General features: G+C 55.6%; 16 protein-coding genes and 1 pseudogene. 6 read left to right on the forward strand and 11 right to left on the reverse strand.

Annotation, left to right across the window (positions count from 1 at the left end):
- Positions 1-5: 5 nt before the first annotated feature.
- The 3 genes and pseudogenes from ACPT9Q_RS03915 to ACPT9Q_RS03925 all read right to left on the reverse strand — a co-directional run bounded on the left by ACPT9Q_RS03915 (position 6) and on the right by ACPT9Q_RS03925 (position 1,858).
- Positions 6-383: a UPF0236 family transposase-like protein gene (locus ACPT9Q_RS03915; RefSeq protein WP_427366713.1), complete on the reverse strand. Its 378-nt coding sequence runs from the start codon at positions 381-383 to the stop codon at positions 6-8.
- Positions 283-1,194, reverse strand: a pseudogene (locus ACPT9Q_RS03920) (UPF0236 family transposase-like protein). Before ACPT9Q_RS03920 ends, ACPT9Q_RS03915 begins: the two are co-directional and overlap by 101 nt.
- Before the next feature lie 112 nt (positions 1,195-1,306).
- Complete coding sequence (locus tag ACPT9Q_RS03925) at positions 1,307-1,858, reverse strand: macro domain-containing protein (RefSeq protein WP_427366714.1); 552 nt, start codon at positions 1,856-1,858, stop codon at positions 1,307-1,309.
- Between the two features lie 111 nt (positions 1,859-1,969).
- Between ACPT9Q_RS03925 and ACPT9Q_RS03930 the strand changes: the two genes are divergently transcribed.
- The gene (locus tag ACPT9Q_RS03930; protein ID WP_427366402.1) at positions 1,970-3,031 is read left to right on the forward strand and encodes a 3-isopropylmalate dehydrogenase; all 1,062 of its coding nucleotides are present in this window, start codon (positions 1,970-1,972) and stop codon (positions 3,029-3,031) included.
- 5 nt (positions 3,032-3,036) lie between these two features.
- Here ACPT9Q_RS03930 and ACPT9Q_RS03935 read toward each other — a convergent pair whose 3' ends face one another.
- From ACPT9Q_RS03935 to ACPT9Q_RS03965, 7 genes are read right to left on the reverse strand one after another with little or no spacing between them, the layout of a single operon-like run.
- Positions 3,037-3,864, reverse strand: a complete 828-nt coding sequence (locus ACPT9Q_RS03935) for a hypothetical protein (RefSeq protein WP_017872762.1) — start codon at positions 3,862-3,864, stop codon at positions 3,037-3,039.
- On the reverse strand, positions 3,861-4,343 hold the full coding sequence (locus ACPT9Q_RS03940) for a hypothetical protein (RefSeq protein WP_427366403.1): 483 nt from the start codon (positions 4,341-4,343) through the stop codon (positions 3,861-3,863). Before ACPT9Q_RS03940 ends, ACPT9Q_RS03935 begins: the two co-directional genes overlap by 4 nt.
- Positions 4,344-4,387: 44 nt before the next feature.
- Entirely contained in the window at positions 4,388-4,963 is a 576-nt protein-coding gene (locus ACPT9Q_RS03945; RefSeq protein ID WP_427366404.1) for an RNA polymerase sigma factor, read from the reverse strand.
- A 6-nt stretch (positions 4,964-4,969) separates the two neighbouring features.
- Positions 4,970-6,154, reverse strand: coding sequence for a tetratricopeptide repeat protein (locus tag ACPT9Q_RS03950; RefSeq protein WP_427366405.1), 1,185 nt, complete (start codon positions 6,152-6,154; stop codon positions 4,970-4,972).
- Positions 6,155-6,156: 2 nt separating this feature from the next.
- Positions 6,157-6,828 carry a tetratricopeptide repeat protein gene (locus ACPT9Q_RS03955; protein ID WP_427366407.1) on the reverse strand — a complete coding sequence of 224 codons (672 nt, stop codon included), beginning with the start codon at positions 6,826-6,828 and terminating at the stop codon, positions 6,157-6,159.
- Positions 6,825-7,904 (reverse strand): LptF/LptG family permease, encoded by a 1,080-nt coding sequence (locus ACPT9Q_RS03960; protein WP_427366715.1) that lies wholly within the window; start codon positions 7,902-7,904, stop codon positions 6,825-6,827. The genes ACPT9Q_RS03955 and ACPT9Q_RS03960 overlap by 4 nt, the downstream gene beginning before the upstream one ends.
- 43 nt (positions 7,905-7,947) lie before the next feature.
- Positions 7,948-8,358 (reverse strand): PspC domain-containing protein, encoded by a 411-nt coding sequence (locus ACPT9Q_RS03965; RefSeq protein ID WP_427366408.1) that lies wholly within the window; start codon positions 8,356-8,358, stop codon positions 7,948-7,950.
- Positions 8,359-8,495: 137 nt separating this feature from the next.
- Between ACPT9Q_RS03965 and ACPT9Q_RS03970 the strand changes: the two genes are divergently transcribed.
- The 5 genes from ACPT9Q_RS03970 (at position 8,496) to ACPT9Q_RS03990 (ending at position 15,135) form a co-directional block, all read left to right on the forward strand.
- The gene (locus ACPT9Q_RS03970; RefSeq protein WP_017872769.1) at positions 8,496-9,515 is read left to right on the forward strand and encodes a substrate-binding domain-containing protein; all 1,020 of its coding nucleotides are present in this window, start codon (positions 8,496-8,498) and stop codon (positions 9,513-9,515) included.
- A gap of 72 nt (positions 9,516-9,587) precedes the next feature.
- Complete coding sequence (locus tag ACPT9Q_RS03975; RefSeq protein ID WP_427366409.1) at positions 9,588-10,844, forward strand: ABC transporter substrate-binding protein; 1,257 nt, start codon at positions 9,588-9,590, stop codon at positions 10,842-10,844.
- A gap of 48 nt (positions 10,845-10,892) precedes the next feature.
- Complete coding sequence (locus ACPT9Q_RS03980) at positions 10,893-11,753, forward strand: carbohydrate ABC transporter permease (RefSeq protein WP_427366410.1); 861 nt, start codon at positions 10,893-10,895, stop codon at positions 11,751-11,753.
- Positions 11,750-12,598, forward strand: a complete 849-nt coding sequence (locus tag ACPT9Q_RS03985; protein ID WP_427366411.1) for a carbohydrate ABC transporter permease — start codon at positions 11,750-11,752, stop codon at positions 12,596-12,598. The genes ACPT9Q_RS03980 and ACPT9Q_RS03985 overlap by 4 nt, the downstream gene beginning before the upstream one ends.
- A 14-nt stretch (positions 12,599-12,612) precedes the next feature.
- Positions 12,613-15,135, forward strand: a complete 2,523-nt coding sequence (locus tag ACPT9Q_RS03990; protein WP_427366412.1) for a beta-mannosidase — start codon at positions 12,613-12,615, stop codon at positions 15,133-15,135.
- A gap of 37 nt (positions 15,136-15,172) precedes the next feature.
- Here the strand turns inward: ACPT9Q_RS03990 and ACPT9Q_RS03995 are convergent, their stop codons facing one another.
- Positions 15,173-16,489 (reverse strand): hypothetical protein, encoded by a 1,317-nt coding sequence (locus ACPT9Q_RS03995; protein WP_427366413.1) that lies wholly within the window; start codon positions 16,487-16,489, stop codon positions 15,173-15,175.
- Positions 16,490-16,514: the final 25 nt, after the last annotated feature.

Genomic DNA, 16,514 nt, shown 5'->3' on the forward strand with positions numbered 1-16,514 from the left:
ACGGTCTACTCCCTTCCTCCCCCAGCCCATGGGACGATGGGAGAGTCGAGCTGAGAGGATAGGCTTCCATGGGCTTCGGCACTGATTCGCAATTCCAGCTCTCTATAGTGCCTGGCATTCTGGATTCCCTCCCAGTTACGGGAGAGGTAGATGTAGAGGTTTTCAAGGCCTCTTTGGTCTCTGGAATTCTTACCCCGGGAGAGGGCCTTGAGGAGCAAGGCTTCTACTTCCTCCCAGGAACCCTCCTCGATAGCTTTCCAGAGTTCCCCTCTTCTATGAGGTTCAGGGCATGCTCCCTGGATTCTCTGTGCCAGGTGGAAGCGGTCCAGGATGAAGATGGATTGGGGAATGATCTCCAGTCCTTTCTTGAGGAGGGGCACCATCACCACAGAGGAAGATGGCTTCCACAGCGTCGAGGTCATAATTCTCCTCCAGGTACTCGAGGACTTCGAGGAAGAGCTCTTCGGTGTCCTCATAGCAACCGGCAAAGTAGTGGGGATTCTTGAGCTCTACTCTCCCTGAGCTTGAGACTTCCTTCCCCTCATGGACGTAGACCAATTTGGCAAGGATTCTGGATTTCTTCTTTCTTCCTTTTCCTCCTCTCCTCTTCTCCTGGAGGGGAACATGGCATCAAGCGGCTTCGATGAAGAGGTAGGGGAGCTTCTTTTTTGCTGGTTTCTGTCTCTTCTCCGAAATCTTTCCTTCCTTCTCCTCATCTTTCCTCAGGTTGTGGACCAGTCTCTTCACCACCTCAGGACTGACGGTGCATTCCTGATTTCGGGGAAGGATTTCCCTTCCTGCTTTCTGGTAGGAGAGCTCCGTGGCCCTCTCAAGAACCAGGGCTTCCAGGAGGGGGTCAATCCTTTTCTTCTTCCTGAAACCAATCTGGTCGTCGAGGAGGTGCAGGTATTCTTTGGTGTCTTTGTGCCTGTAGTAGGTTCTCCTGTAGGTGACATCCCCAAAGAGGGTGAGGATGGTCCTCTGGTCGTTTTTCCGGACCACCTGGAAGGAGGTCCTGTCCCTTTCCCGGTGGATCTCCTCATCTTTGGCTTCAAGGACTACCCTCAGTCTACCCACACCGTTCATGGTCTCCCAGAGCTTCTCCTCAAACTCCTGGAAATTCATCCTCTTCTCCAGAAAGTGGAGGGAGAATTCCAGAATCCTCTGGAACCCTTTGAGGATTTGTTGTACCATATCCACAGAACCTCACCTCCAGGGTGTTTTTGGTGGTTTTACACCAACAAGACTTCTACCATACTCTGGATGGTGAGGTTTGTTCTTTTGGGTTGGAACACCTACGATAAATTTACACTAACGAAGGAGTTTCACTTTTCCCTTCCGTCAGCTTCGTCAGGGTCTCCTCGTGAATGCGCAGCGCTTCCTCATCCCAGAGGACAAAGCGGATGAGCCGGACTGACTTGAGCTGTGGGGCCATTTCGATGACTGTTCTGAGTGCCACCTCTGCCGCCTCCCGCATGGGGTATCCGAAAACCCCGGTCGAGATGGCTGGGAAAGCAATGGAGGTTATGCCATGTTCTTCGGCGAGCCTCAAGGCATTCCGGTAGCAGGAGGCAAGGAGCTCTGCCGAGGGCTCGTCAATACCATACCTTGGCCCAAGACAGTGAATGACGTAGCGGTTCGGGAGCCTGTGGCCACCGGTGATGACCGCCTGCCCGGGCTTTATGGGGGCAAGGGGACGGCACTCTTCATAGAGCCCCGGCCCTGCTGCTCGATGAATCGCTCCAGCCACTCCGCCACCGGGACGGAGTTCAGCATTAGCGGCGTTCACTATGGCATCAATGCCTTCCTGTTTTGTGATATCCCCCCGCACGCACTCAATTTTTACTCCACCCACCATCCGCTCCACAGTCTCCACCTCCAGAAGGACAAAACTCTGTTTTTCCTGGACAAACCCCTGGGAATCCCGCTGCAATCCCGTATAATAGTGTACCAGGAAAGGGGGAAGAACATGAAGAAAACATACCGGATTGGTGTTATTCCTGGAGATGGAACAGGACCCGAAGTCGTTCGGGAAGGACTCAAGGTCCTTGAAGCGGTGGCAAAAAAGGTCGGCTTTTCGTACGAGACCATCGTGTACCCTTTTGGGGGCGAGCACTACAAGAAGACCGGCGAAACCCTACCTGACTCCGCCCTCGAGGAGTTCAAAAAGCTCGACGCCCTGTACCTTGGTGCCATAGGGCATCCCGACGTGAAGCCCGGAATTCTTGAGCAGGGCATTCTCCTCCGAATCCGCTTTGGCCTTGACCAGTACATCAACCTCCGCCCGGTAAAACTCTACCCGGGGGTGTGGACCCCAATCAAAGACAAGGGACCCGAGGACATCGACTTTGTGGTGGTCCGGGAGAATACCGAAGGGCTCTACGTCGGCGCGGGAGGATTCTTGCGGAAAGGAACACCCGATGAGGTGGCCATCCAGGTCTCCATCAACACCCGGAAAGGCGTGGAGCGATGTATCCGCTTTGCCTTCGAGTACGCAAGGAAGCGGAACAAGAAAAAGAAAGTGACCCTGTGCGGGAAAACCAACGTCCTCACCTACGCCTTCGACCTGTGGGAGCGGGTCTTCTACGAGGTTGCCCGGGAGTACCCCGACATCCAGACCGATTACGCCCATGTTGATGCCACCACCATGTGGATGGTGAAAAACCCCGAGTGGTTCGACGTTATCGTCACGGATAACATGTTCGGAGACATCATTACCGACCTTGGGGCCATGATCCAGGGGGGTATGGGCATCGCCGCGGGCGGGAACATCAACCCCCAGGGGGTTTCCATGTTTGAGCCCATCGGAGGTTCGGCACCCAAGTACACGGGGATGAACGTCATCAATCCGCTGGCGGCAATACTTGCCATGCAGATGCTCCTTGAGACCATCGGCGAAGAAGAAGCCGCACAGTGCGTGGAAAATGCAGTCATCAAGGCTCTCCAAAGCGGGAAAATCAAGAGCATGAGTGCCGGGAAAATGGGTCTCACAACCCAGGAGGTCGGGGATCTCGTCGCCTCCCTGGTGTGAGGCAATCACTCAAGAGGTGTTCCGCCTTCTTGCGTGGGTGGACGCACTGTAGAGGGTTGGGGCTCAAGGGGAGTCCCGCCCTCTTCAACCGGCGAGCCTCCAGATACCCCAGGTTGTGGCGCCACCACTCCCTGCCCTGCCCGAAGGGCCGGCCGTGGTTTGTTGGCAGCAATGAAGCTCTCAAGTTCCACTTCCACAAGGGTGAAATTCTCATGCCGCCCCAGCGCCTCTCCCAGAACCTGGACAATATCCTTTGCCTCAATTCCCTCTTTCCTTGCCCGCTCAAGGAGCCGGGAAATGGTCCGGATTTCCCGGGCTTCGAGATTCCGCTCGAGCACCTGCTGCAGCACCTCATTCGCCTTCTCCGGGGGAACACCAACCTCAAGAAGAGCAGCTACCGCGTCCACGAAACGCCCTGCTACCTTGGGGTTTCCTCCAACCCGGACGAGAACTTCCTTCAGAATCTGGGGCGACACGGAGAGCTCCAGAGAGAGCACCAGGTCCTCGAGGATGCTTTCCCTTCCAGAAACTCCTGTCTCCTCAAGGAGGGACCGGGCTTTCTCCAGGGCTTCCTTTCGCCTGTTCAGCGCCTCAATGAGGTCCTCCGGAGGGACATTCTTGACGAGGCCCTCCCGGAGCTTCTTGAGAAGGAGTTTCTGAGACGCATCCTGGGTGTCAGCAAAGATTGAGGCAACCTGCTCCCTAAGATACGCCTTGTCCTCCGGGGGATAAGAGGAGCGCTCGATGAGGCGGAAAACCGCCTCAGAAGCCCAGGAAACAGAAACTACAAAAAGGCAAAGGGAAAGCAGCAGGAAAAGAATTGTCCGCTTCACTCGGTATCGCCGTCGACCACAAGTACAGAATTGACACTACCAAACCCGTCGGCTACGGCCCGCAAGGAGAGAGGGTCAGGAACCCATTTCCCATCGACCAGGAAACCGTATTCGTACTTCCCCGGGCGAAGACGTAAGGTGAGGGCGAAACAGTTCTCGTCAATCCGCTCCATGGGAATGGATTCCCAGTCCGAGAAATCGCCAGCAACGGCCACGGTTTTGGGGTTCCGGACAGTGCTGCAGAACACCAGCCGTACCGTCCGGTACCCGAAAAGCTCAAGGCGAGGGGTGAGAGGAAGGTTGGTGGTGAGCATAAGGACGAAAAGCACTGCCGCCCCAAATACCACAACCCATCGCTTGTAACGTCGATACGACGGTCGCTCCCGCTCTGCAATGCGAGCCATCACAGAGGGCGCAAGGGACCGCCCTGGTTCAACCTTTGGCAAGCGCTGCAAGTACTGCTCGAGTCTTTCCTCCACATTCCCCACCCACCTATAGATACGAGGGGGAGAGACACGAAGTTTCAAGAAAATTCCTCTCCCAGGAGTTCCCGGAGTTTCGCCTTGGCCCGGTGGAGGTAGGTCTTCACCGTCCCCACAGGAACGTCGAGAATCCGGGCGATTTCTTCATAAGAGAGCTCCTCAACGTAGCGGAGGACAATAACTTCCCGGAACTTCAAAGGGAGCTGCCCCACAGCCTGCGAAACCCGTTCAAGGAGCTCCTCTTTGAGCACCCCTTCCTCGGGATCCTTCCCTTCAGGAAGAAAATCCCCAAACTCATCCTCCTCCTCTTCCCCCACGGGAGTATTCAGGGAAAAAAAGGAGCGGATTTTCTGTCGTCGGAAATAATCCAGACACACATTCCGGGCAATGCGGTACATCCAGGTGGAGAATTCAAAAGAGTCCTTGTATGTCTTCAGGGCGAAGAAGGCCTTCACAAAGGCCTCCTGGGTGAGGTCCTCGGCGTCCTGCTTTTGCCGCACAAGGCCATACACGTAGTTGAAAATGGGTTTCTCATAGCGAGCCACAAGAACAGCAAAGAGGTCCTTGTTGCCGTTCAGCACTTCCTGAATGATTTCTCTATCACTCTGCTCCCACATTGTGGTTCAGAGAACGTACTTCCGCAACCAGTCGATCCGAAACTGAACGTTCTGGATGAGCGAGGACCCATCGGCCCACTTGGCTCCGGGGTACCGGCGAATGATGTCCAGGTAGGTATTATACGCTTCGAGGTACCGACCAAGTTTCTCAAGACACAAACCCTTGTGGAACAGCGCAGCCGGCGCGATGAGAATACCGTTGTACCACTTCCCTTCCGGGTACAGCCGCACACAGTCCTCGAAAGCCTGGAGAGCCTCGGCGAAGCGACTGGCCTTATAGAGCGATGCCCCGGCGAAGTACTGGGCATCGTCTGAGAGGTCGGTAGCGGGGTACTGGGCCACGTACTCCAGGAATCTCGCCGCTGCCCGGTTGTAGAACTCCATCCGGTAGAGGCAGTGCGCCGAAGAGTAGAGCGCCTTCTGGGCCACTTCCCCGCCAAATGTCATCGCCCTTTCATACGAGGCCAGGGCATCCCGGAAAGCCCCAAGGATGTAGTAGCAGTCACCCATTTCGTACAGGGCCTGTCCGACGAACTCGCTCTCAGGATAGTGTTCAACGAGCTTCCGGTACTCCCCAATGGCCTGGCTGAAATCCCGAAGTCCTTCGCTATAGCACCTGGCAAGAAGGTACTGGGCGTCATCGGCAAAGGGATCCTGAGGCGCATCCGCCACCATGGATCCCAGGACAGTTACGGCCTTCCGGTACTCCCCAAGGTAGAAGAACGACGCTCCCTGGAGGAAGAGGATGGAAGGTGTCAGCGGACTCTGGGGATACGACAGCAAAAAGTCCTCAGACCCCCGAACCACCCGTTCATAAAAGCCTAACTCGTAGAGGGTGAAAAGGTACTCCTTGAGGTTGTCCTCGTTGCGTTCGGCAAGCACCACTCTTCCCTCAGCATTGATGCTCCTTGTCTCCCCATCAGCAACATCCGCCACAACCACTGCTCCGGTGTACGAGGCATGGGAGAAGAAGATGTACTGTTTTCCTGTCGGGAGATCCTCAAGGAGAAATCGCCCATCGTTCCCAGTGAGGACACTCTTCCCCCCTCCTTCAACGAGCACTCCGCTTACCGGTCCCTGCGCATCCCACACCTCCCCCGTGAGATTCCCCCGTCCTCCGCTCCGCAGACACCCTACCACGAGAACCAGACTCAGCGCTGCAAGCGCAAAAAGGAGAGCTCTCCGCCCCATCGTTATCCCTTCCTCTCAACTTTCCTCAAAAGTTTCTTAACCTCTCTGAGCCGTCCGAAATCTTCCGGAGCGTGCTCCAGAACAAAGCGGAGCTCCTCCTCCGCTTCCCTGTACCTCTTTTCAGACTCAAGAACCACTGCCAGCCAGTACCGGACCTCAAGATTCAGAGGTTCTCGAAGGAGTATCCCCCGAAGTATCTCCTCCGCCCTTTTCCCCTCCCCCATTTTATACAATACGTAACCAAGGTGGAGAAGGTAGAAAGAGTTTTCCGGAGCATGTTCCAGAGCCCTGGTGAGGCATGTTCGGGCTTTCTCCCACTCCCGAAAGTATCCGGTACTGCTCCGGAGTTCAAAAACATACCCCAGGCGGAACCAGTTCATATGGTCTTCAGGATGAGCTTCAAGATGGGCAGAAAACACCGGAATGGCCCGTTCGGAAAGCTCAAAAGCCTGGCGGTACCTCCCTTCCTCAACCAGGAGCAGCCCTGCCTCCCAGAAGGCGTCAAGAACCCGTTCGCCCTCTGCGATACACTCCTCAAAAAGGCGCAGGGCCTTCTCGGCGTCTCCGCTTGCCTTCGCCGCCATGGCTTCCTCAAAGAGGCCGAGGGCCCAGACCTCTGATACCAGAAAAAGACTCGAAAGCAAAAGGAAAAACACCCCCAGGAATCGCCTCATCGCCAGTCCACCATCCCGTAGAGGACAATCCCAAGGCCCCCAAAGAGGAAGTTCGGCATCCAGGCTGAAAGCCAGGGGATGAGAACATCTCCCCGACCCAGAGAACGGAAAATCGAGAGGAGCATGTAGTAGACGAAGGCGAGAATCACAGTCACAATGACCCCCAGGGCCTTGGTGTCCTTTGTTTTCTGAACCCCCAGGGGCATCCCCATGAGCATGAAAACGACCGCTGAGAAGGGGAGGGAGAACTTAAAATGGTAGGCCACCTCGAGTTTCTGCGTTTCGCTCCCCGCCTGCCTGAGGATGGCGATTTGTTTGCGCAACTCCCGGGAGGACATCTCTTCAGGGCTGCGCTGCTTCTCAAAGAACTCCCGGAGTTCCTCCTTCATATCGATGCGCATTTCCGCAAACTCCACCTCTTCCTCCAGGTACCCATCTTCCCCGTAGCGATGGAGCACCCCGTTCTCCAGAATCCACTGGTCCTCCACCCAGCGAGCCTTCTCGCTCAGAATGACATCGGGAAACTTTCGACCCTTCCCGAGCTCGTAAATGATGACGCTTTTCATCTCCCAGGTAGTAGCATCAAGCTCGTTCACATAAAAGTAACGGTTTTCGGCATCGCGAAAGAAGACATTCTGCTGGATTTTCGGGGGGGCTTTCTTGTACACGTAGTAGCGAATGAGCGTCTGGGCTCTGTGGTTTGTCTCTGGCACGATGAAATCGTTGAGGAGAAAAGACCCCAAGGCCACAAGGAGGGAAAACCCAACGTAAGGAAGGAGGAATCGCCGGATGCTCACGCCGCTTGCTTCAATAGCTACAAGCTCGCTGTCCCGGCACAACCGGCCCATGTTGAGCTCGGCTGCAAGGAGCCCTGAAATGGGGAACGTCATGACCATCTGTGCCGGGATGTAGAGGAGAAGGATTTCAAGGGTGATAAGGAAGGGAACCTTCTGGTTCACGAAAAAGTCCATGAGCTCGAAAAGGGTCTGCACAAGCATCACAATTGTCACCGCCCCAACCCAGGTGAACATCCCAAGGGCGGTTTCTCTCACCACATAGCGATCAAGGATTTTCACAAACAACCTGCGTCACCTGTCTCTGCTATTGTAGCAATCCAGGCTACCGCCGCACAAGGAGCAAAACACCGCCAATGATGAGGAGAACAGGCAGGAACGCCTGACGAACCCAGGGAGTCCAGGGACCCCAGAGGGGAATAACGTACTGGGAAAGCCACAACGCGCCGATGATGACGAGAAACCAGGCAAGCATATGGCGACTGGGCTCTTTGTGGCTTTCCCCTGGCGAAGGTGAAGAACCCTCGTGAAGCAACCTTTCGTTTTCTCCTCTGGGTTCCTCGGGAATGAGAATCCAGGCGATGATGTAGGCCAGAATTGCCCCTCCCCCCACAAGAATGAGGAGCACGGCCACAATCCGCACCAGGGAAGGGTCAAGCCCAAAGTACTCCGCAATACCCCCACACACACCTCCAAGAATCCGGTCCTTTCGGGAACGGTACAGTCGCTTTTCCATGGTCACTCTCCCTATCAGGATGGTACAAGAATACCCCAAGGGGGGAATTTTTGCAAACCGGCTTGCATGGGGAGAAACTTTTGCTATAATACTTAGCGAAACTGTTTCAAAAGAATTTCAAAAAAGGATGGATCACCATGCCCAGAGTCAGTATCTACACCATCGCCAAGAAAGTCGGTGTTTCTCCGGCAACGGTCTCAAGGGCCCTGAACCATCCTGAGCAGGTCTCCCCGGAAACACGGACAAGGATCCTCCGGGCCATGGAAGAGCACGAGTTCATCCCCAGCATGCTCCCCAAAAGGAACGACACTGTGGGCATTGTCTACGAATGGCGGGAGGGCATTTTCCTCAACTACTACTTCTCCCGGCTCCTCAACGGTATATCCGCAGAGCTCCAGAAATTCAACTACAACATGCTCTTTTTCACCAGAGATCACTTTGCCTCCCCTCAGGAGTGGAGGACTTTCCTTCACCAGCACCACGTCGGTGGTGTTATGGTGATCACGCCTCCCAGAGATGACCCGAAAATCCGGCCGCTTCTTGCCCTGGGAAAAGACGTGGTCGTTCTGGGGTCCAGAGTCGAAGAAGACGTCCATTTCGTGGACTGCGAGAACATCCAGTCTACCCGGGTGGCCCTGCAGTACCTGTTCGACCTCGGTCACCGGAGAATTGGTTTCATCGGTGGTGACCTGACCCAGGTTGACCACGCTGAACGCTTCAACGCGTACCAGACCTTCCTGAAAGAGCGGGGGCTCTTCCAGGAAGAATACGTTGCCATCACGAGCGACATCGCGGCCTTCGTCTCGGGTCAGGGAGGTTTCGAAGGCGCCGTAAAGCTTTTGAATCTCCCTTCACCACCAACGGCAATCTTTGTAGCCAGCGGCAACTGTCTCCTTGGGGTCCTGCGCGGCCTTGAGACCATAGGGAAAAGAGTTCCCGAAGACGTGTCCCTCGTGTGCTTTGATGACCTCGAGGAGATCGTCCCGGGTATTACCTCTATCCGCCAGCCGATTGAGCGCATGGGCCGCGTGGCAGCAGAAATCATCGTTCGCCAGACGCTGAAACGCAATGGCAACCTGGGGTTAGAACGGAAAATCCTTCCCTGCCAGTTTATCCCCAGAAACTCGGTGAAAAGCCTCGTTGGAGGAGGGAGGTGAAAAGACGAGAGAATTCGATTGTCCTCACTGTATCCTTTCCCAATGCTCTCGACGAAAGGAGGCTGAGGAACCGTGAAGCGCGTGTTGCTCATCGCGGTGTTTGTGCTCTTTCTTGTGTGGGGTGCTATGGCTCAGGAGAAAATCACCCTCCAGTTCTGGCACACCTATAGCTTAGCGGAGATCAAAGTGCTCACCGAGCAGGTCGAGCGGTACATGCAGGAAAACCCTAACGTCCAGATTCAGCTCACGAACATCCCCTTCGAGCAGCGAGCCACAATGATTATCAACGCCATCAAGGGCGGCACTCCTCCGGACCTTTACCGTGGCGATATGCCCATGCAGTTTGAAATCGCCCGACTTGATGCTGCCTTACCGCTTGACGAGTACATCACAAAGAATGACCCAGGTATGCTCACGGATGTCCCAAAGAATGTCTGGGATATGTGCACCTATAAGGGAAGCATCATCGCTATTCCTGAGGATTTCTTTGTTCCGGTCATCTACTACAACAAAGACCTGTTCCAGGAGGCAGGAATAGGGGAATTCCCCACCACCTGGGATGGGCTTCTTGAAGCAGCCAGAAAACTCCACAAGCCCAGAGAGGGGAAATTCGGCATTGAGTGGATGAGCTGGGGAGACGGCCCTTACTGGTCCACGGGGGCACTCTTCCTTTCTAACGGGGGCAATTTCGTTGAGGACGGAAAAGTCGTCTTCGCCAGCGAGAACAACGCCAGGACCTTTGCATTTCTGACAGAACTCTTCCAGTATACCCCTCCTGGTCTTTCGACCTTCGGGTACGATGACTGGGATAAAGCCTTTTACCTCGGGAAAGTTGGGATTCAGCTCGGGAACGGCTCCTGGAGCATCGGCAACTACCGCGAACTCGCCCCAAACCTCAACTACGGTATTGCTCCGTACAACCTCGTCGGTCCCATGGGCACCGAACCCGTTGTCCCTGGACACGGCGTATGCTTCTACATGGTGATGAAAGGGACGAAGTACCCCGACGAAGCAGCAAAGGTCATCACCTGGCTTGTGAGCGAAGAGAACCACCTGGAGTGGTGCGAAAAGCTCTGGCATACCCCAGTGAGGACGTCTACTTTTGCCAATCCCTTCTTCGATGACCCGCGATTTGACGCCTTTAAATTTGAGCTCACCAGAGCCCGGGCAATCTTCACCGGTGACGTGGCCACGGTCTTCAACCCGCTCATCGCCGATACGTTCCGGAGAGTGTTCTGGGACATCATCGAAGGTGGCGCAGACATCGAGGCAACACTCAAAACCGGTGCCCAGGAAATGGAGAAAATCCTCGCCGAGCTTGGGAAATGAACCGAGGACCCTCCTGGCCCAGGGCCAGGAGGGTCACGGAGGATAGCCATGGTGCTCCGGAAGAGAACTTTGTGGATACTCTTGATGCCCCTTTTTGCCTTTCTTTCTCTGACCTTTTTCTACCCCATGCTCTATCAGTTCCTCCTGAGCTTCGAAGAGCACACCCTGTACACCGCTGAACCGTTCTTCGTTGGCCTCAGGAATTACGCCATCGTGCTCCAGGATCCCCTCTTTTTCGTGGCACTCAGGAATGCCCTGGTATGGACAGCCCTCTCGGTTGTTTTCCAGATTGTTCTTGGGCTTTTCGCCGCACTGCTCCTCAATATCCCGCGCCGGGGGTACCGGGTCTTCCGGAATCTCAGCCTGATCCCCTTCGTGCTCCCTCCCGTGGCCATCGCAGTCACCTGGAAGTGGCTGTACAATCCTCTCTACGGGCTCATCAACTACTTCGTGACCCTTCTTGGGGGTGAACCGGTGAATTTCCTTGGGAGGAATCTTGCACTGTACTCGGTGAGCTGGGTCAACATCTGGAAGGCCTTTCCGTTCTACGCCCTCTTCATCCTCGCCGGGCTCCAGTCCATCCCCCAAGAAATCCACGAAGCCGCACGCATCGACGGAGCAACGTCCTTTGCCATTTTCCGGTACATCACCCTCCCTCTCATCCGACCACTCCTTTTCGTCATGGCGCTCTTTGCCACGGTATGGACCTTCAACTACTTTGACCTCATCTACTCCATGACCCAGGGCGGTCCAGGGCACACCACAGAAATCCTGGCAACCCTCGCATACAAAACCGTCTTCCTCAAGCTCCGCTTTGATCACGCTGCCACGCTTGGAGTCTTCATGTTCCTCATCAACTTCGCCCTGAGCCTGGCCATCCTCACCATCTCAAGGAGGGTTGAATCATGAAAACCAGGGTACTTTCCACAGCGCTGTATTATTTCCTCATCGTTCTCCTCCTTCTCTGTATCCTCGTTCCCATTTACTGGCTCATCATGCCCTCCTTCCTCCCCCCGGACGAGATGTTCGCCTTTCCACCACACCTTTTCCCCAGGACCTTCACCCTGAAGAATTACTACGACCTGATTGTCACCTACCCGAAAACCGTCACCATCGATATGCTCCTGTATCTTCGAAATTCCTTCATCGCCTGTGGCATAGCAAGCTGCATCGTCCTTGTGATCAGTGTTCTTGCGGGGTACGCTCTCGCAAGGTCGTTCTTTCCAGGAAAAGGCACCCTCCGGACAGCGGTGATCCTCACCCAGATGATGCCGGCCGTGCTCTTTTTCATCCCTATCTACCTTTTCATGAAGCGGCTGGGTCTTGTGAACAATCTCCTGGCTCTCATCCTCATCTACCCGGGCATGGTGGCCCCTTTCAGCACCCTCATCAGCGAAGCCTACATTGCGAACATCCCTCAGGAAATCGAAGAGAGCGCCCTGCTTGATGGCGCAGGGGTTGGAACGATTCTCTTCCGCATCATCTTCCCCCTTGCCGCCCCCATGGTTGTGGCCATTCTCATCTACTCCTTCGTGTGGATGTGGAACGACCTGGTCATCGCCCTGGTCCTCTGCCATGCCAATGAGGTACGCACGGCAAGTGTCGGGCTTTTCAGCTTCATCGGGGCAGCAACGGTGGAGTGGGGTGGGCTCCTCGCAGGAACGGTGCTCTGCATTTTGCCACCCCTTCTGCTCTTTGCCTTTTTCCAGAAATTCATCATTCAGGGTATTCTTGCTGGAAGCCTCAAAACATAAAAGGAGGTCAGCATATGCACAGGCTCACCCTTGACGGATCATGGATTCTCGAAGGCTTACCGTACGGTGAAGGGGTAGAGAAGCAAGCGTACCGCCCGGATTACGTTCCTTCAGACCCTCTGGAAGCCCTGGTTCCCGGGGAGGTGCACCTTGATCTCCTTCGGGCAGGAAGAATCCCTGAACCCCTCTTTGGTGAGAACGCCAAACTCTGCCAGTGGGTTGAGGAAAAAGAGTGGTGGTACCGCCGGAAGTTCTCCGTTCCTGAAGAGTGGCTTACGCTCCATGCTGAACTTGTGTTCGAGGGCATCGACACCGACTGTGACGTGTACCTCAACGGGGAGCACCTCGCCCATCACGAGAACATGTTCGTCCCCCTGGTCATTGACGTTTCCGGGAAACTCCAGAGGGAAAACATCCTCGTCGTCCGGGTTGATTCCGGCGTGCCGCGCATCAAAGACAAACCCTTCGTGCCGTATCCTGCGGGAAGCCCCGAGCAGGACTACCGCCGAGTTTGGGCGAGAAAAGCCCAGTTCACCTTCGCCTGGGACTGGGCTCCCCGCCTGGTGAACGTGGGTATCTGGAGGAGCGTTTCCCTGCGCTTTTTTGAAGGGTTCGCCCTCCGGGATGTTTTTGTGAGAGGGAGTATCTCCTGCGACCGGAAATCTGCTACAGTCACTCTTTCTGGCGCGGTGGAGAACTTCTCCAAGAATTTCGCCTGTGAGCCGAGGCTCCGGCTTCGGGCACTCCTTTTTGAGGAAGAGGGAAAGAAACTTGTGACCTCAAAGGACGAGTCGCTCCGGGCCTATCCCGGTCTTACGAATTTCACCCTGACCCTTGAGGTTGCTCCGCCTCGCCTCTGGTGGCCAAACGGCTTCGGTGAACCCCACCTCTACAGAGTTCTTCTCCTCCTCCTCGATGAGGAGGGTCGGGAACTCGACCGCTTCGAAAAAGCCTGGGGCCTTCGGGAGGTTGCCCTCCGGCAGGAGCCCCTCTCAAGCGACGAAGGGGAGTCCTTCATCCTCACCGTTAACGGTGAACCCATCTTCTGCAAGGGAGCAGACTGGGTTCCGGCAGATTCCCTCATTCCCCGAGTCACAAGGGAAAAATACCAGAGGCTCATCGAAGAGGCCCAGAAAGCCCACTGCAACATGTTCCGGGTCTGGGGCGGAGGAATCTATGAAGACCCCTTCTTCTACGAACACTGTGCCCGCTGCGGCATCATGGTCTGGCAGGATTTCATGTTCGCCTGCGCCTACTACCCCAAAAGCCCTGAATTCTTGCAGGAAGTCGAGCGGGAAATTCAGGCGGTTGTGAAGCAACTTCGGAACGAAACCGCCATTGTCCTGTGGTGTGGCAACAACGAGCTCCAGTGGCTGCACGAGCGGAACAAGGAAATCACCGGGAAGAAGGACCTGGAATTCCCTGATTACGACATCTACCACATCCTCATGCCCCGCCTCCTCAAGGACCTCGACCCCACAAGACCCTTCTGGCCCTCAAGCCCCTACGGGGGGAGTGACCCGAACTCGGAGAACGAGGGGGACCGCCATTTCTGGGATGTGAGCATCCTCATTGAGGACCTGAAGGAACGGGTGAACTACGAGAACTACGCCAGAGACCGGGGGAAGTTCATCTCCGAATTCGGCATTCTGGCGCCTCCGGTCCTTGAGTCCCTCCGGGAGTTCATCCCCGAAGAGGAGCTCTTCCTTGATTCCCCTTCCTGGCAGTTCCACAACAACGTCTTCGAGCGGGAGAACATTCGGGGAATGCTCCGGGAGTTTGTCAAAGACCCGGAATGCCTTTCCTTCCCGGAGTACCTCCGCTTTGCTCAGCTCCTCCAGGGCGAAGCGTTGAAGTTCGCCCTTGAGCACTGGCGAAGACGGAAATTCCTCACCGCCGGGGCACTCTTTTGGATGTACAGCGATTGCTGGGGTGCTATCGGCTGGACGGTCATCGACTACTACCTCCGGAAAAAACCAAGCTACTACTTCGTCCGGCGAGCTTTCCAGCCCGTGGACCTTTCGCTGCGCCAGGGAGAGCACGCCGTGGAGCTTTTTGTGGTGAACGACACGCCGGAAACCCTTGTCCTTGCCGTGGAATACGGCCTGTCATGCTTCGACGGACAGGAAATCACCTCCGGGAACCTCTCCTGCCACATCCCTCCGAATAGCTCCCGGAAAGTCGGCGTGGTTCCCTGTGGAGCCGCAAAAGCAAGACCCTCCGAGGTCTTCTTCTGGGCCAGGCTCCTTGACGGAGACCGGGTGCTCGACTGGGAACGGTGCTTCTTCGTGCGTTTCAAGGACCTCAAACTCGAAAAAGCCCGGGTCGACTGGGACATCGTCTCTGAAAAAGGCGAAACCTTTATAGAACTCGTTTCACCAGTCTTTGCCTGGTTCGTGAACGTGGAACTCCCCTCCTCGTTCACTCCCGAGGACAACTACTTCGACCTTTTCCCCGGTAAGGTGCGGCGGCTGAAAATCACGGGCGAGGGAGAGCTCAAAAAGCAGGATGTGAAGATTTCCTGGAATAACGCTTGAAACACTCTCCCCAGGGCCTTAGGGGCCCTGGGGTTTCTCAGAGTTCTTCAAGCTCAAGACCAAACACCCGGGCAACAGAGCGGAGTTCGGGAATCCTTGCACCGCCAAGAAGGCACACGTGGTGCGAATAGAGCCCTTCAACAAGTCTATATCCATCCCGAACCCGAAGGAGCGCCCCATTCTCACAGTCTGAACCCGGGTACTGGACGTATCCCTCAAGGTTTCCCCAGGCAGCCACCATTTTCTTACAGGAAGGATGGAGCTTCACAAGCGTCACCGATCCCTCGGGAAGCCGGGCATCCAGGGCAATGGCGTTCTCGTCGACGATGCGGAGGACTTTTCGCCGAACGCAGAAGGACTGAGCGAAAGGTCGGGGGACAATCCCAAAGTACCCGCAGTGGGCAAGAAGCGCATGATGCTCAGGTTCCGGGACGTCAGGAAACCGCTCGATGCGCTCGTGCCTCAGCGCTGCCTCACCCATGAGGAAAGGATAGATGTTGGTCATCATCACCGGGGCCCGGAAAGGGAAGTACATGAGGCACTCAGTGAGAAGCGACAGAATATCGGCCTCACAGGCCCAGAGGATGCCGTACCGTTCAAAGAGCATGTCCCAGGCAAGGCAGGGTGTGGTGTCCGAGAAAAAGGACTCGTTGAGGCAGTTGATGCCCATGCCGAGGACGTTCTCGTGCTTTTCCAGTTCCTCGCGGAGGGCAAGGTACATCTTCACCGCGCTCCACAGGGAGCGCTCTGGAACCCCTGCAACCGGGATGTCCCATTGCTGCCATTCAGCACTGGCCGCAGCATCGGGAATGCCCTGAGCTTTTTGCGCAAGCTCCCGAAAACTCTTCACCACAACTTCTATCCCAAACGTCTCGGCAATGTTCTTCCGGCACTCTTCCTCCCACCAGAAAAAGCGCTTGAAAATCTCTGCCTGCATGCCCTCCCCGGGGTTATCCTGGAACACCAAAAACTTCGCCCCCTGGGCATGCCGCTTGAGCGCCAGAGCGCGGACGATAGTCTTTGTAAGCTCAAGAGAATACGGAGCAAAGACTGAAAGCCCCTGGGCCTTGAGGTAAGTGACGATCTCCCAGTCCCACATGTTCATCGTCCCAAAGGGAGAGGTTACGATGAGCACGGGAAGGCGATACGCCTGTATCGCCGCAACAGACCGGTATGCTTCCCCGAGAACCTGGGGGAAAAGGAGCGCATCGACACCAGGGACAACGTTTCCTAAGGGGACTGGATCGGTGATTTCCGCTTCATTTCTCAGGAATTCCCGGAGCCGGAGCACCTGTTCCCGGTACTCCGCATCCATTCCCGAAGCAAAGTACACTGGAAGAAGCGTCGCCTTCATATCTCACCCCTCCATGTGGTAAAGA

The organism is Candidatus Caldatribacterium saccharofermentans, assembly GCF_050267035.1.
GTDB lineage: Bacteria > Atribacterota > Atribacteria > Atribacterales > Caldatribacteriaceae > Caldatribacterium > Caldatribacterium saccharofermentans.

What these genes read in the sequence shown, in the direction of transcription:
- ACPT9Q_RS03915 (WP_427366713.1), bottom strand. Translation starts at nt 383, where the DNA reads ATGGTGCCCCTCCTCAAGAAAGGACTGGAGATCATTCCCCAATCCATC.
- ACPT9Q_RS03925 (WP_427366714.1), bottom strand. Translation starts at nt 1,858, where the DNA reads ATGGTGGGTGGAGTAAAAATTGAGTGCGTGCGGGGGGATATCACAAAA.
- ACPT9Q_RS03930 (WP_427366402.1), top strand. Translation starts at nt 1,970, where the DNA reads ATGAAGAAAACATACCGGATTGGTGTTATTCCTGGAGATGGAACAGGA.
- ACPT9Q_RS03945 (WP_427366404.1), bottom strand. Translation starts at nt 4,963, where the DNA reads ATGTGGGAGCAGAGTGATAGAGAAATCATTCAGGAAGTGCTGAACGGC.
- ACPT9Q_RS03950 (WP_427366405.1), bottom strand. Translation starts at nt 6,154, where the DNA reads ATGGGGCGGAGAGCTCTCCTTTTTGCGCTTGCAGCGCTGAGTCTGGTT.
- ACPT9Q_RS03955 (WP_427366407.1), bottom strand. Translation starts at nt 6,828, where the DNA reads ATGAGGCGATTCCTGGGGGTGTTTTTCCTTTTGCTTTCGAGTCTTTTT.
- ACPT9Q_RS03965 (WP_427366408.1), bottom strand. Translation starts at nt 8,358, where the DNA reads ATGGAAAAGCGACTGTACCGTTCCCGAAAGGACCGGATTCTTGGAGGT.
- ACPT9Q_RS03970 (WP_017872769.1), top strand. Translation starts at nt 8,496, where the DNA reads ATGCCCAGAGTCAGTATCTACACCATCGCCAAGAAAGTCGGTGTTTCT.
- ACPT9Q_RS03980 (WP_427366410.1), top strand. Translation starts at nt 10,893, where the DNA reads ATGGTGCTCCGGAAGAGAACTTTGTGGATACTCTTGATGCCCCTTTTT.
- ACPT9Q_RS03985 (WP_427366411.1), top strand. Translation starts at nt 11,750, where the DNA reads ATGAAAACCAGGGTACTTTCCACAGCGCTGTATTATTTCCTCATCGTT.
- ACPT9Q_RS03990 (WP_427366412.1), top strand. Translation starts at nt 12,613, where the DNA reads ATGCACAGGCTCACCCTTGACGGATCATGGATTCTCGAAGGCTTACCG.
- ACPT9Q_RS03995 (WP_427366413.1), bottom strand. Translation starts at nt 16,489, where the DNA reads ATGAAGGCGACGCTTCTTCCAGTGTACTTTGCTTCGGGAATGGATGCG.